A 13,870-nucleotide genomic window follows, 5' to 3' on the forward strand; every position below is an offset into this window, starting at 1 on the left:
TGGGGGAGTTGACAACCGACGACAACGCGGCTGGGGGTCCCCCCACGCCGTTCAGGCAGTGGGGGAGCGCGTGCCAGGCTCCGCGTCTGCGGCGTGATCCAAACGACAGGCCCTAGCGGGTCGAGGACAGGAGCATCGGCAGGGAGACCGTGTCGGCCAGGGCCTGCTGGCCGGCGATGTTCGCGTGGATGCCGTCGCCGGTGTCGTAGCGCGGGTCGATGCTGTTCGGCCGCACCGGGTCCTTGAGGACCTGGTCGAAGTTGAGCAGGCCGTCGCAGGTGCCGCCGCAGGTGTTCCACTTGGTGACGGCGTTGTTGACGGTCTGGCGGATCCGGTTGTGCTGGTCGGTGTAGCCGGGGCGCGGGGTGACGGGGGTGACGTACACCTCGATCCCCGCGTCGTGCAGGCGCTGGAAGGTGGTGCGGTAACTGGCCAGGATCTGTTCGGCGTCGCAGCCGGCGGGCAGGTCGTTGGTGCCGTAGTAGTACAGGACGCCGGTGACTCCGTGCAGGGACAGGACGTCCCGTTCGAGCCGGGCGCCGGCGTCCAGGCCGCGGACCGGGTCGGCCAGGTTCGGGCAGCCCGGCGCGCTGGTGGTGCCGTTGACGCCGGCGTTGGCGATCGCGAGCTGCCGGTCCGCCGGCAGTTCGGTGCCGATCCGGCGGGCCAGGTCGTCCGTCCAGCGGCGGTTGCCGCCCAGCTCCGTGCAGCCGGGGCCGCAGTTGGTGGAGCCGATGCCGTCGACCACCGAGCTGCCGTAGGCGACGACCGTGCCCTTCAGGCGGGGGTTGCGCACGTCGACGGCGGTGACCAGGTACGTGGACTCGGTGGTCCGGGTGAAGGCGGTGGCGTCGGTGTCGGCGGTGTGGTCGCCCGCGCCGGGCTCGGTGAGGTAGTTGGTGCGGAAGGCGGTCTCGTGCCGACCGGGTACGACGGTGCCGGAGACGGACAGGGAGACCGCGACGTCGCTCTGCGCGCGGGTGGTGAGGGCGGTGGCGTCGCTCCACACCTCGCCGCCGGCCGGGACGACGACCCGGCGGTCGCCGTCGAAGGTGAGCGGACTCGGACGTCCCTCGGTGGCGGCGCTCTTGCCGTCGGTGGGGGCGGCGGTGGCGGCGTCGACGGTGAGGGGGGTCGTGCCGAAGGTGTTCTGGACGCGCACCCGCAGCGCGTCGCCGCCCTGGCTGAGGTGGGTGACCACGCGGACCGTCTGGTCGGTGAGGGCGGTCGGGGCGAGGCTGTGCTGGGAGGCGGACCAGGAGGTGAACCAGCCGCGGGTGCGGGTGTCCTGGGCGGCCGCGGTGCCCGAGACCAGGAGGGCCGCCGTGGTGACCGTGAGGGCCAGGGCGGCCACGGCCCGTCGCACTTCGGGGATCGACCACATGAGCGCCTCGCCGGGGACGGTGCCGTCTTCACTTGCGGACGGTCTTGTTCTGTCCCGCCCGGCACAGGAACAAACTTACGATCAACGCGGTCACGTCAAGCACCGACGCAAGGGGGCACCATGTCCGGCATGTCCAGGCGAGCGCTGCTGGGTTACTCGGGAACGGCCGCGGCGGGCGCGGCCGTCGGGGCCTCGGCTCCGGCGCAGGCCGCCGCCGCGGCGGCCGACGAGACGGCGGCGGTCACGTTCCAGCGGGACACCTACTTCAGCGGCGACGCCCATATCGCCAACACCAACCCCGAGTTCACTGAGCCCGACGCCGCCGTGCACATCGACTTCCGCGTGAGCTTCGAGCGCAGCAACCCCGACATCGCCGCCGTCGAGCCCATCGACATCGCCGACGCCCTGAACGAGTTCCTCGTCTCCCGCGGCTTCCCCGCCATGACGTTCTACGGCACCCCGGAGCCCGCCCCGCTCAACTAGTCCGAACAACTAGTCCAGGTAACCCCGGAGTTGGTCCGCGAAGGCGTGGTCGCGGAGTTTGTTGAGGGTCTTGGACTCGATCTGGCGGATCCGTTCCCGGGTCACGCCGAAGATGCGGCCGATCTCCTCCAGGGTGCGGGGGCGGCCGTCGACCAGGCCGTAGCGGAGCTGGACCACCTTGCGTTCGCGCTCGCCGAGGGTGGAGAGCACCGCCTCCAGGTGCTCGCGCAGCAGCAGGAACGCGGCCGACTCGACCGGGCTGGCGGCGTCGCCGTCCTCGATCAGGTCGCCGAGCGCGACGTCGTCCTCCTCGCCGACCGGGGCGTGCAGCGAGACCGGTTCCTGGGCCAGCCGCAGCACCTCGCTGACCCGCTCGGGCAGCAGGTCGAGGTGGGCGGCGACCTCGGCCGGGGTCGGCTCGTAGCCGCGCTCCTGGAGCATCCGGCGCTGCACCCGGACGACCCGGTTGATCAGCTCCACGACGTGCACGGGGACGCGGATGGTGCGGGCCTGGTCGGCCAGGGCGCGGGACATGGCCTGGCGGATCCACCAGGTGGCGTAGGTGGAGAACTTGTAGCCGCGGGCGTAGTCGAACTTCTCCACCGCCCGGATCAGCCCCAGGTTGCCCTCCTGGACCAGGTCGAGCATGGTCAGCCCGCGGCCCACGTACCGCTTGGCGACGGAGACCACCAGCCGCAGGTTGGCCTCGATGAGGCGGCGCTTGGCCATCCGGCCCATGACGACCAGCCGGTCCAGGTCGTGCGCGAGGCGGCTGTCCAGGTCGGGGGCACCGCTCAGCTTCTCCTCGGCGAACAGGCCGGCCTCCACCCGGCGGGCGAGTTCGACCTCCTCGGCCGCGGTGAGCAGCGGGATACGGCCGATCTCGCGCAGGTACTGGCGGAACAGGTCCGAGGACGGCCCGCCGGTCTCGGCGCGGGCGGGCGGCGGCGCCGGCTCGGCGGGTTCCGGCTCGGGTTCGGCGGCGGCCGGGGCCAGGGCTTCGGCCGGCGGGTCCTCCGGGTGGTGCGCGGCGCGGTGCTGGCCGGGTACCGCGGCCAGGACGTCGCCGTCCGGCTGGGCCTCGGCCGGTGGGCCGGCGGTGCTGCTGTCGTGCTGTGCGAGGGTCTGGGTCTGCACGGGTGCGACCTCCAGGGTGATCGCTGCCCGGCCGTGCGGCAGCGGTACTTCGGGGACGGAGTCGGCGGCCACGCCGCTGCCCGTCCCGTACGCGTGGGTCGGAACCGCGGGGATCAGGGACCCGTCGGGGACGGGCCGGCCGCGCTCCGAGGACTCAGGCACCGGAACCAGTGTGGGGTACGACACAACTCCGCCACGAGGGGCGTGCGGTGACTTTTTGCGTCCGGTCCGTGACCGCGCGGTCATCTCCCCCACGGGTACTCAGCCACCGGGAGTCGAAACCGCTCGGGCGGCTCAGAGTGCGGCGGCGCCGTGCTCGCGCAGGGCGCGGTCGTACTTCTCCAGCACCCACAACTCGTTCTGTACGGTGGCGAGTTCGGCCGGGTCGCCGCCGTTGCCCAGCCGGGTGAAGGTGGCGTGGATGTCGCGGATGCGGCGCTCGACGGCGCGGCGGCGGACCCGGACCAGCACCTCGCCGGCGTACACCTCGTCGACCGCGCGGCGCATGATCGCCTCGACGGCGAGTTCGGTGACCATCGCGCGGACGGTGTCGTCGGGGGCCGCCTCGCGCACCCTGACCAGGTACTCGTGCGGGTCGTCGACGCCGTGCTCGGCGCCGCCCGCGTCCATGACCGCCTGGCGGACGGCGGCGTAGGGCGGGGCGGTGAACTCGTCGACGCCGTACGCGTCGAAGGCCGGGGAGACCAGTTCGGGGCGCTGGAGGGCGAGCTTGAGCAGTTCGCGTTCGGTGGCGTAGACGGGGTTGCGGAGGTTGAGGGCGGGGCCGCGGGGGCCGGCCGGGGCGGCGTCGGCGTACTGCTGCTGGGGGCCGCGGGCCGGCGCGGGGCCCCGGTCGCCGCGCTCGCGGGCCCAGCGGGCGAGCTGGCCGACCCGCTTGACCACGAACTGGGTGTCCAGGATGCCGAGCATGCCGGCCAGCTGGACGGCGACCTCGTGCTGGGCGCCGCTGTTCTTGATCCGGGCGACCACGGGGGCGGCCTCGTCCAGGGCGGCGGCGCGGCCCGCGGGGGTGTCCAGGTCGTACCGGGCGACGATCTGCCGCAGCGCGAACTCGAACAGCGGCGTACGCGGCTGGACCAGGTCGGCGACCGCCTCGTCGCCCTTGGCGAGCCGCAGGTCGCAGGGGTCCATGTTGTCCGGCGCGATGGCGATGTAGGTCTCGGCGGCGAACTTCTGGTCGTCCTCGAAGGCGCGCAGGGCGGCCTTCTGCCCGGCGGCGTCGCCGTCGAAGGTGAAGATCACGCGGGCGCTGCCATTGTCCATCAGCAGCCGGCGCAGGATCTTGATGTGGTCGGTGCCGAAGGCGGTGCCGCAGGTGGCGATGGCGGTGGTCACGCCGGCCAGGTGGCAGGCCATGACGTCGGTGTAGCCCTCGACGACGACCGCGCGGGACGCCTTGGCGATGTCCTTCTTGGCCAGGTCGATGCCGTAGAGGACCTGGGACTTGCGGTAGATCGGGGTCTCGGGGGTGTTCAGGTACTTCGGCCCGTTGTCCGCCTCGTAGAGCTTGCGGGCGCCGAAGCCGACCACCTCGCCGCCGATGTCGCGGATCGGCCACATCAGCCGGCCGCGGAAGCGGTCGATGGGGCCGCGGCGGCCCTCCTGGGCGAGGCCGGACAGCAGCAGTTCCTTGTCGGTGAAGCCCTTGCCGCGCAGGTAGCGGGTGAGGTGGTCCCAGCCCTGCGGGCTGTAGCCGACGCCGAAGTGCTGGGCGGCGCTCTGGTCGAAGCCGCGCTCGGCGAGGAAGATCCGGCCGGTGTCGGCCTCGGGGCCGGTCGTGAGCTGTTCCGCGTACCACTCGGCGGCGACCTTGTGCGCCTCGACCAGGCGGATGCGCTCGCCGCGCTGGTGGGAGGGGTTGTACCCGCCCTCCTCGTAACGCAGCGTGATGCCGGCCTGGCCGGCCAGCCGCTCGACCGCCTCCGAGAAGGTGAGGTGGTCGATCTTCATCACGAACGTGATGGTGTCGCCGCCCTCCTGGCAGCCGAAGCAGTGGAAGAACCCCTTGCTGGGGCTGACCTGGAAGGAGGGCGACTTCTCGTCGTGGAACGGGCACAGCCCCTTGAGGTTGCCGCCGCCCGCGCCGCGCAGCTGGAGGTACTCCGAGACGACGGCGTCGATCGGGACCGCGTCCCGTACCGCCTTCACGTCCTCGTCGTTGATCCGTCCAGCCACGTGGTGAGTCTACGGGGGCGGTACGACACTCAGGTGCCGAGGCTTTCGAGGGGGACGCGCGGGTCGGACAGCGCCTCCGCGTTCACCGGGGTTCCGGTGCGGATCAGCCGCTGGATGTCCTCTGTGACGTCCCACACATTCACGTTCATCCCGGCCAGCACCCGCCCCTCCTTCAGCCAGAACGCGATGAACTCCCGTTTTCCGGCGTCCCCCCGGATCACCACCTCGTCGTACGTCCCCGGCGGCGCCCATCCGCTGTACTCCATCCCCAGGTCGTACTGGTCGGAGAAGAAGTAGGGCACGCGGTCGTAGCCGATCTCCTTGCCCAGCATGGCGCGGGCGGCGGCCGGGCCGCCGTTCAGGGCGTTGGCCCAGTGCTCCACGCGCAGCCGGGCCGCCTGGGCCCGGGGGAAGGACGCCACGTCGCCGGCGGCGAAGATGTCCGGGTCGGAGGTACGCAGGTTCGCGTCGACGACGATGCCGCCGCCGTCGGCCGGGGCGGCGATCTCCAGGCCGGCCGCCTGGGCCAGCGAGACGCGCGGCGCGGCGCCGATCGCGGCGAGCACGTCGTGCGCGGGGTGCTCCTCGCCGTCGTCGGTACGGGCGGCCAGCACCACGCCGTCCTGGCCGACGATCTCGGTGAGGCCGACGCCGAACCGGAAGCGGACCCCGTGCGCCCGGTGCAGCTCGGCGAAGACGGCGCCCAGCTCGGGGCCGAGGACGCCGTGCAGCGGGGTCGGCGCGGATTCCACGACGGTGACCTCGGCGCCGTACTCGCGGGCCGCCGCCGCGACCTCCAGGCCGATCCAGCCGGCCCCGGCGATCACCAGGTGGCCGTTGTCCCGGCCGAGGGCGGCCAGTACGCCCTTGAGCCGTTCGGCGTGCGCGAGGCGGCGCAGGTGGTGGACGCCGGCCAGGCCGGTGCCGGGGACGTCGAGGCGGCGCGGCTCGGCGCCGGTGGCCAGCAGCAGCTTGTCGTAGCGGACCCGGGTGCCGTCGTCGCCGTAGCGGACGGTGCGGGTGGCGCGGTCGACGGCGACCACGGTCTGGCCGAGGTGCAGCTCGATGTCGTGGCGCGCGTACCAGGCGGGTTCGTGCACGAAGACGCTGTCGCGGTCCTCCTTGCCGAGGAGGTAGCCCTTGGAGAGCGGTGGGCGCTCGTAGGGGTGGTCGCGTTCGTCACAGATGAGGATCACCCGGCCGGTGAAGCCCTCCGCCCGGAGTGTCTCGGCCGCCTTGGCACCGGCCAGTCCTCCTCCGACGATGACGAATGTCTGATCAGCGTCGACCACTTGTTTGCCTCCTCGTCAGCGTTCCGCCACATGCGAGCGTCCCGCACCCGGCGGCCGCCGGGAAGGGGGGTGGTCCGATCAGCTCAGCCGGGCGTGGAGGGAGCGGGCCGAGGCGTCGGTGAGGGCGGCGATCTGGTCGACGATCACCCGTTTGCGGGCCCGGTCGTCGGGGGCCTGGCCGAACAGGGCGCGGAACTGGGGGTCCAGGCCGTCCGGGGCCCGGCGGGTGAGGGCGGCGGCCAGTTCGGCGACGACGACGCGCTGGTCGGCGCGCAGGCGTTCCTGCTCGGCGCGCTGGATGACGTAGCGGTCGGCGACGGCCTTGAGGACGGCGCACTCCAGGCGGGTGGCGCGGGGCACGACCAGTTCGGCGGTGTAGCGGGTGAGCCGGCCGGTGCCGTACCGCTGCCGGGTGGCGGACTCGGCGGCCAGGCAGAAGCGGCCGATGAGCTGGCTGGTGGCGTCCTTCAGCCGGGCCTGGGCGATCGCGGTGCCGTCGTAGCCGTGCGGCCACCAGTCCTGGGCGAGGAGGCGGTCGAGGGCGGCGGCGAGTTCGGCCGGGTCGGTGCCACCGGGTGCGTAGCGGGTGCGGGCGGTCGCGAAGACGGCCTGCCGTTCCGGGTCGGCGAGCAGGCAGGCCGGGTCGATGTGGCCGGCGTGCAGGCCGTCCTCGACGTCGTGCACCGAGTACGCGACGTCGTCCGACCAGTCCATGACCTGGGCCTCGAAGCAGATCCGGGTGCCGGGGGCGGTCGTGCGGACCCAGTCGAAGACCGGGCGGTCGTCCTCGTAGACGCCGAACTTGGCCGACGCCGGGTCGGTGGGGTGGGCGGCCCTGGGCCACGGGTACTTGGTGGCGGCGTCGAGGGTGGCCCGGGTGAGGTTGAGGCCGACGGGGCCCTCGGGGGTGAAGCGTTTGGGTTCGATGCGGGTGAGGAGGCGCAGGGACTGGGCGTTGCCCTCGAAGCCGCCGCAGTCCGCGGCGAACTCGTTCAGCGCGGATTCGCCGTTGTGGCCGAACGGGGGGTGGCCGAGGTCGTGGGCGAGGCAGGCGGCTTCGACCAGGTCGGGGTCGCAGCCGAGGGCCGCGCCGAGTTCGCGGCCCACCTGGGCGCACTCCAGGGAGTGGGTGAGGCGGGTGCGGGGGCTGGCGTCCCAGGCGGGGGTGGGGCCACCGGCCGGTGAGCCGGGGGTGACGACCTGGGTCTTGCCGGCGAGGCGGCGCAGGGCGGAGGAGTGCAGGATGCGGGCGCGGTCGCGTTGGAAGGCGGTGCGGCCGGGGCGTTTGTCCGGTTCCGGGGCCCGGCGTCGTACTGATGTGGGGTCGTAGGGGGTTTGGGGTGCGGTGCCTTCCATGTCTTTGACAGTACGGGGGGTTCGGTTGTTTTCCGGGTGCGGGTGGATCGTGGTTGCTCGCGCGGTTCCCCGCGCCCCTTAAGCCTGCTGCAGTTGCCCGGCGCCCCTCGGGGGCGCGGGGAACTGCGCGCCAAGCCACGACGCGCCCGCAGCGGGGAAACCGGCCCGTGCCTCGTCGTAGCGGTGCAGAAGCAGTTCTGCCATGGCCGGGTGGGTGCCCAGCGGGGCCGAGGCGATCCAGGACGCCGCCCCCGCCGTCTCCGTCGCGAAGCGGCCCGGCGCGGTGAAGTAGGACGCGACGGCGACGCGGCGGTGACCGGCGGCGGTCAGGGACGCGACCGCGTCCGGGACGGTCGGCGCGGCCGTGGAGGCGTAGGCGGGCCGGACGGGGACGCCCAGGCGCGCGGCGAGGAGGCGGGCCGTGCGGCCGGTGTCCGCGGCGGACGCCGGATCGCGGGAGCCGGCCGCGGCCAGCACCACCGCGTCGCCGTGCCCGGGTCGCCAGCCGGCCTCGGTGAGGCGGGCGTGCAGGGCGTCGACGAGGAGGGGGTGCGGGCCGAGCGGGCGCGCCACCCGGGCCCGTACCGGGGAGGCGGCGGCCGTCTCGGGGATGTCCCGCTTGACGTGGTAGCCGCGGCTGAGGAGGAGCGGGACGAGGACCGCCGCCCGGTCGCCGAGCGCGGCGAGCGTGTCGGACAGGAGCGGTTCGTTCAGCTCGATGTGCCCGAGGTGGACGCGGAGGCCGGGGCGCAGGGCGCGGACCTGGTCCAGCAGGGCGCGTACGGTGCGCAGCGCGCGGGGGTCGCGGCTGCCGTGGGCCACGACGACCAGGGCGGGGTCGTGCGCGGGGCCCGGCGGTGGCGGGAAGGTCGTCGTCATGGGTCGATGGTCGCCGGGGGAGGTTGCCGCCCCGTTGCACCGGCATCACGGGTGTTTTCCGGGGGTTCACGGTGGGGCGGGCGGGGGTGTGAGGCGGAGTGCGAGCGGGGCGAGGCGGGGTGTGAGGCGGTTCGGCTGCGGGTTTTCGCGCGGGGTGAACCGTGCGGGCCGGTGCGGCGTCCCTGAGGGGCGGGAGCGACGGTGCACGGAAGGAGTCCGATGCGGATGCGGGGACCGCGTCTGCCGCGTACCCGGGCCGGGCGGCGGCGGCTGGTGCGGGCCGTGATGGCGGGGTGCGTACTGGCGTTGCTGCCGGCGACCTGGCTGCGGCTCGGGACCGGCGACCGGGTGGGCGCCCTCGCCGACGCGCCGCGCACCGACGTGGCCGTGGTCTTCGGCGCGGGGCTGTGGGACGGCGAACCGTCGCCGTATCTCGCGCACCGGCTGGACGCGGCGGCGAAGCTGTACCGGGCGGGCCGGGTCGAGGTGGTGCTGGTCACCGGGGACAACAGCCGCGCGGACTACGACGAGCCGGACGCGATGCGCGGATATCTGGTCCGGCACGGGGTGCCGGACCGGCGGATCGTCAGTGACTACGCCGGGTTCGACACCTGGGACTCGTGTGTCCGGGCGAAGAAGATCTTCGGGGTCGACCGGGCCGTCCTGATCAGTCAGGGCTTCCACATCCGGCGGGCGGTGGCGCTGTGCGAGGCGGCGGGAGTGTCGTCGTACGGCGTCGGGGCGGCCGACGAGCACGACGTGACCTGGTACTACGGGGCCGCCCGCGAGGTCTTCGCGGCGGGCAAGGCGGCGCTGGACGTGGTGTTCGAGCCCGATCCGCGTTTCCTCGGGCCCCGGGAGCCCGGGGTGGCGCGGGCGCTGCGGACCGCCGGGCACTGACCTCACGGCGGTGCCGGGGCGGCGGGGAGGTCGCCGTCCCGGCCGCGTAACAGGGAGCCGTCCGGTCGCGTAACACGCGCGACGCACGCTGGGCGGTATGCCGAACTCCGCGACGCCGATTCCCACCCACTGCCCGTACTGCGCGCTGCAGTGCGGGATGAATCTGACGCCCGCCGGTGACGGGACCGTCGAGGTGACCGAGCGCGCGGACTTCCCGGTGAACCGGGGGGCGCTGTGCGGCAAGGGACGGACCGCGCCGGCCGTGCTGTCCTCGCGGGTGCGGCTGACGTCGCCGCTGGTGCGGTCCCCGGACGGCGTGCTGGTGCCGGCGGGCTGGGACGAGGCGCTGGACCGGATCGCCGGGGCGCTCGGCTCGATCCGCGCGGCACACGGCGCGGACGCGCTCGGGGTGTTCGGCGGCGGTGGGCTGACCAATGAGAAGGCGTACGCGCTGGGGAAGTTCGCGCGGGTGGTGCTGGGGACCTCGCAGATCGACTACAACGGGCGGTTCTGCATGTCGTCGGCGGCGGCGGCCGGCACGAAGGCGTTCGGGCTCGACCGGGGGCTGCCGTTTCCGCTGGAGGACATCCCGAGGACCGGGTGCGTGATCCTGGTCGGCTCGAACCTCGCGGAGACCATGCCGCCCTCGCTGCGTTTCTTCAACGAGCTGAAGGAGAACGGCGGCACGCTGATCGTCGTCGATCCGCGCCGGACGAAGACCGCCGAGCAGGCCGACCTGCATCTGGCGCCCCGGCCGGGTACCGATCTGGCGCTGGCGCTCGGGCTGCTGCACCTGGTGGTCGCCGAGGGGCGGGTGGACGAGGAGTACGTGGCGGAGCGGACCTCCGGGTGGGCGGAGGCCAGGGCGGCGGCGATGGCGCACTGGCCGGAGTACGTGGAGCGGATCACCGGCGTGCCGGTGCCGGAGCTGCGGGCGGCGGTGCGGATGTTCTGCGCGCCACAGGCGGCGATGGTGCTGACCGCGCGCGGGCCCGAGCAGCAGTCCAAGGGGACGGACACGGTGGGCGCGTGGATCAACCTGTGCCTGGCGACCGGGCGGGCCGGGCGGCCGCTGTCCGGGTACGGCTGTCTGACCGGGCAGGGCAACGGGCAGGGCGGGCGGGAGCACGGGCAGAAGGCCGACCAGTTGCCCGGCTACCGGAAGCTGACCGACCCCGAGGCGCGGCGGCATGTGGCCGAGGTGTGGGGGGTGGACCCGGACTCGCTGCCGGGGCCGGGGCGCAGTGCGTACGAGTTGCTGGACGCGCTGGGTTCGGACATCCGTTCGCTGCTGCTGATGGGGTCCAACCCGGTGGTGTCGGCGCCGCGCGCGGCCCATGTCGAGTCGCGGCTGCGGTCGCTGGACTTCCTCGCCGTGTGCGACGTGGTGCTGTCGGAGACGGCGGAGCTGGCGGACGTGGTGCTGCCGGTGACGCAGTGGGCGGAGGAGACCGGGACGACGACCAGTCTGGAGGGGCGGGTGCTGCTGCGGCGGCGGGCGATCAGCCCGCCGGACGGCGTCCGCAGCGATCTGGAGGTCCTGCACGAGCTGGCCGACCGGCTCGGGGTGGCGAAGGGGTTCCCGGCCGATCCGGAGGAGGTGTTCGAGGAACTGCGGCGGGCCAGCGCGGGCGGGATCGCGGACTACTCCGGGATCAGTTACGGGCGGCTGGCGCAGGAGAGCGGGGTGTTCTGGCCGTGTCCGGCCGAGGACGCGGCGGTCCACCCCGGTACGCCCCGGCTCTTCCTCGACCGGTTCGCCACGGAGGACGGGCGGGCCCGGTTCGTGCCGGTCTCGCACCGGCCGTCCGCCGAGGAGCCCGACGACGAGTACCCGGTGCTGCTCACCACCGGGCGGGTGGTGGCGCAGTACCAGTCCGGGGCGCAGACCCGGCGGGTGGACGAGCTGAACGCGGCGGCGCCGGGGCCGTTCGTGGAGCTGCATCCCCGGCTGGCGGCGCGGCTGGGGGCGGCGGAGGGCGATCCGGTGGCGGTCGTGTCGCGGCGGGGGCGGGCGGTGGCGCCGGCCCGGATCACGACGGGTATCCGTCCGGACACCGTCTTCATGCCGTTCCACTGGCCGGGGGAAGGGCGGGCGAACACGTTGACGAATCCCGCGCTGGATCCGACGTCGCGGATGCCGGAGTTCAAGGTGTGCGCGGTGCGGGTGGAGGCGGTGTCGTAGGGGGCGGGGTCGTAGGGGTGACACGCCGGGACGCGGCGTCCGCCAGCCGCTCAGCTGAGTCCCCCCGCCCTAACCGCCGTACGGACGCACTGCTTTCGCCTCCCGCAAAGCCCTCCCCCACCACACCAGCTGGTCCAGCATCGTCTTCGCCGCCGCGTCCGGGCCCGCGGGGTCCTTCAGGAGGCCCGCGTCGTCGAAGGCGGCGCCCGCGTTGGGGAAGGAGACGGTGTCCCGGATCGTCACGGCGTGGAGTTCGGCGAAGACCTGCCGGAGGTGTTCCGCCGCGCGGACGCCGCCGGCCAGGCCGCCGTAGGTGACCAGGGCGACCGGCTTGGCCTGCCACGGGGTGTAGTGCCAGTCGATGAGGTTCTTCAGGCCCGCCGGGAAGGAGTGGTTGTACTCGGGGGTGAGGACGACGAAGGCGTCCGCCGCTGCCAGCCGGGGCGTGATCCCGGCGAGTGCGGCGTCCGTCCGCGGCGAGCGGGCGAAGGTGGTCGGCAGGTCGGTCGCGGCGGTGTCGATCACCTCGGTGGTCAGATCCGCGCGGGCGCGGACCCGGTCCAGGAGCCAGTCGGCGACGACCGGACCGAAGCGGCCGTGGCGGTTGCTGCCGATGATGAGGGCCGTACGCAAGGGCTTCATGACGAACAGCCTGGTACCTCGACTTTGGTTGAGGTCAAGCGGTCGCCCGTGCACTCACCCGTTCACCCTCCCCAGGGAGCGGCGCGCGGCCGGTGCCACTTTCCTCGGAGGGGCAGGGGTCACCGAACAGCTCGAAGGAGCAGCAACGATGCGACGTACCGCCCGCCTGCTGACCGGTACCGCACTCGCCGCGGCCGGCGCCGGTCTCATCGCCGCGGGGCCCGCGTACGGCGGGGAGAGCGGTGATCCGTCCGGTGCGCTGTCGCTGCGGCCGGCCTCCGTGGTGCCGGGTGACCGGGCGGCCGTGGACACGCAGGCGTGCGGCGCGGGGGGCACCGCCGCCGGGGACGCGAGTGCGGTGGGGGCCGGTGCGTTCACGCTGGCGGCGGATGCCGGCGCGGGCGCGACGACCGGCGGGTTCCGGGTGCCGCCGGGGGCGCAGCCGGGGACGTACGAGATCGTCGTCACCTGTGCGGGCAGTGGGCGGCGGGTGGCGGGGGATCTGGTGGTCGCCCTGTCGTCGGGTGCCCAGGTGTATCCCAAGGGGAGTGTGAAGACGGGGGTCGGTGGCGCCTTGGGCCCCAATCCCGTGCAGACCGCGGCCGGTGTGGCGGCTCTGGCCGTCGCCGCCGCGGGCGGTACCTGGCTCCTGCATCGCCGGGCGAGAGGCGACGGGATCTGACGGGCGCCCTCCGCCGCCCGTTCGCCGGTACCGCACTTCCCCACCCCCTCCGGGTCCGACGCCCCTCGCGGCCCGGAGGGGGCACGGGGTGAAGGGAGAGGGTCGTCATGCGCCGCAGGGTCGGCAACACGGTCATAGCGGGCGTCACCGCCGTCGCCCTCTGCTCGGGGGCCTGGTTGCTGTGGGGCGGCGCCGGGGGCGGGCCGCCGCAGCCCGCCGCCGCCGAGGCCCGCGAGCGGCAGCACGGGCGGGAGCGGGCGGCGGCCGCCGCGCTGCCGCCGTCCCCGCCCGACCGGGTCCGGATCCCGGTGATCGGCGTCGACGCGCCGTTGATCGGACTGGGTCTGACCCGCGGCGGCAGCCTGGACGTGCCGCCCGCCGACGACGACAATCTGGCCGGCTGGTACGAGGCCGGCACCACGCCGGGTGAGACGGGGACCGCGATCGTCGCCGGGCATGTGGACAACGCGGAGGGGCCCTCGGTGTTCTACCGGCTGGGCGCCCTGAAGCGCGGCTTCACGGTTCAGGTGGACCGGCGGGACGGGTCCGTGGCCGTGTTCAGTGTGGACGCGGTGGAGGTGTACGACGCCGCGGACTTTCCCGACGAGAAGGTCTACGGGCGGGCCGGGCGGCCCGAGTTGCGGGTGATCACGTGTGGCGGCGGATGGTCGCGCGGCGGCGGGTACGCGGGGAATGTCGTCGTCTTCGCTCATCTGACCGGCGTCCGGCGGTGA

12 protein-coding genes are annotated in these 13,870 nt (G+C 73.9%); 5 read left to right on the forward strand and 7 right to left on the reverse strand.

The window, feature by feature from the left end; translation table 11 throughout:
- Positions 1 to 112: 112 nt before the first annotated feature.
- Positions 113 to 1,366 (reverse strand): GDSL-type esterase/lipase family protein, encoded by a 1,254-nt coding sequence (locus tag AB0G32_RS31310; protein ID WP_361170876.1) that lies wholly within the window; start codon positions 1,364 to 1,366, stop codon positions 113 to 115.
- Positions 1,367 to 1,513: 147 nt separating this feature from the next.
- Between AB0G32_RS31310 and AB0G32_RS31315 the strand changes: the two genes are divergently transcribed.
- Positions 1,514 to 1,867 (forward strand): hypothetical protein, encoded by a 354-nt coding sequence (locus AB0G32_RS31315; RefSeq protein ID WP_361170879.1) that lies wholly within the window; start codon positions 1,514 to 1,516, stop codon positions 1,865 to 1,867.
- Positions 1,868 to 1,876: 9 nt separating this feature from the next.
- Here the strand turns inward: AB0G32_RS31315 and AB0G32_RS31320 are convergent, their stop codons facing one another.
- The 5 genes from AB0G32_RS31320 to AB0G32_RS31340 form a co-directional block, all read right to left on the reverse strand.
- Positions 1,877 to 3,166 (reverse strand): RNA polymerase sigma factor, encoded by a 1,290-nt coding sequence (locus tag AB0G32_RS31320; RefSeq protein ID WP_361170882.1) that lies wholly within the window; start codon positions 3,164 to 3,166, stop codon positions 1,877 to 1,879.
- A gap of 132 nt (positions 3,167 to 3,298) precedes the next feature.
- Positions 3,299 to 5,200, reverse strand: a complete 1,902-nt coding sequence (gene dnaG / locus AB0G32_RS31325; RefSeq protein ID WP_361170885.1) for a DNA primase — start codon at positions 5,198 to 5,200, stop codon at positions 3,299 to 3,301.
- Between the two features lie 29 nt (positions 5,201 to 5,229).
- Entirely contained in the window at positions 5,230 to 6,492 is a 1,263-nt protein-coding gene (locus tag AB0G32_RS31330; protein ID WP_361170888.1) for an FAD-dependent oxidoreductase, read from the reverse strand.
- A 78-nt stretch (positions 6,493 to 6,570) separates the two neighbouring features.
- Positions 6,571 to 7,848, reverse strand: coding sequence for a deoxyguanosinetriphosphate triphosphohydrolase (locus tag AB0G32_RS31335; protein ID WP_361170891.1), 1,278 nt, complete (start codon positions 7,846 to 7,848; stop codon positions 6,571 to 6,573).
- 78 nt (positions 7,849 to 7,926) lie between these two features.
- Complete coding sequence (locus tag AB0G32_RS31340) at positions 7,927 to 8,727, reverse strand: sirohydrochlorin chelatase (RefSeq protein WP_361170893.1); 801 nt, start codon at positions 8,725 to 8,727, stop codon at positions 7,927 to 7,929.
- 219 nt (positions 8,728 to 8,946) lie between these two features.
- On the opposite strand from AB0G32_RS31340, the gene AB0G32_RS31345 reads away from it, so the two are divergent.
- Positions 8,947 to 9,627, forward strand: coding sequence for an ElyC/SanA/YdcF family protein (locus tag AB0G32_RS31345; protein WP_361170896.1), 681 nt, complete (start codon positions 8,947 to 8,949; stop codon positions 9,625 to 9,627).
- Positions 9,628 to 9,724: 97 nt separating this feature from the next.
- Positions 9,725 to 11,812: a molybdopterin oxidoreductase family protein gene (locus AB0G32_RS31350; RefSeq protein WP_361170899.1), complete on the forward strand. Its 2,088-nt coding sequence runs from the start codon at positions 9,725 to 9,727 to the stop codon at positions 11,810 to 11,812.
- A gap of 69 nt (positions 11,813 to 11,881) precedes the next feature.
- Here AB0G32_RS31350 and AB0G32_RS31355 read toward each other — a convergent pair whose 3' ends face one another.
- A complete protein-coding gene (locus tag AB0G32_RS31355; protein ID WP_361170902.1) occupies positions 11,882 to 12,454 on the reverse strand; it encodes an NAD(P)H-dependent oxidoreductase in 573 nt (190 codons plus the stop codon).
- 148 nt (positions 12,455 to 12,602) lie between these two features.
- Between AB0G32_RS31355 and AB0G32_RS31360 the strand changes: the two genes are divergently transcribed.
- Both AB0G32_RS31360 and AB0G32_RS31365 read left to right on the forward strand, forming a co-directional pair.
- Entirely contained in the window at positions 12,603 to 13,136 is a 534-nt protein-coding gene (locus AB0G32_RS31360; RefSeq protein WP_361170905.1) for a hypothetical protein, read from the forward strand.
- Between the two features lie 107 nt (positions 13,137 to 13,243).
- The gene (locus tag AB0G32_RS31365; protein WP_361170908.1) at positions 13,244 to 13,870 is read left to right on the forward strand and encodes a class F sortase; all 627 of its coding nucleotides are present in this window, start codon (positions 13,244 to 13,246) and stop codon (positions 13,868 to 13,870) included.

This window comes from Streptomyces sp. NPDC023723 (assembly GCF_040639815.1).
In the GTDB taxonomy this organism is placed as follows: Bacteria; Actinomycetota; Actinomycetes; order Streptomycetales; family Streptomycetaceae; genus Streptomyces.

Coding starts and splice junctions, on each gene's coding strand:
- AB0G32_RS31340 (WP_361170893.1), bottom strand. CDS start 8,727: ATGACGACGACCTTCCCGCCACCGCCGGGCCCCGCGCACGACCCCGCC.
- AB0G32_RS31335 (WP_361170891.1), bottom strand. CDS start 7,848: ATGGAAGGCACCGCACCCCAAACCCCCTACGACCCCACATCAGTACGA.
- AB0G32_RS31355 (WP_361170902.1), bottom strand. CDS start 12,454: ATGAAGCCCTTGCGTACGGCCCTCATCATCGGCAGCAACCGCCACGGC.
- AB0G32_RS31360 (WP_361170905.1), top strand. CDS start 12,603: ATGCGACGTACCGCCCGCCTGCTGACCGGTACCGCACTCGCCGCGGCC.
- AB0G32_RS31365 (WP_361170908.1), top strand. CDS start 13,244: ATGCGCCGCAGGGTCGGCAACACGGTCATAGCGGGCGTCACCGCCGTC.
- AB0G32_RS31350 (WP_361170899.1), top strand. CDS start 9,725: ATGCCGAACTCCGCGACGCCGATTCCCACCCACTGCCCGTACTGCGCG.
- AB0G32_RS31315 (WP_361170879.1), top strand. CDS start 1,514: ATGTCCAGGCGAGCGCTGCTGGGTTACTCGGGAACGGCCGCGGCGGGC.
- AB0G32_RS31345 (WP_361170896.1), top strand. CDS start 8,947: ATGCGGATGCGGGGACCGCGTCTGCCGCGTACCCGGGCCGGGCGGCGG.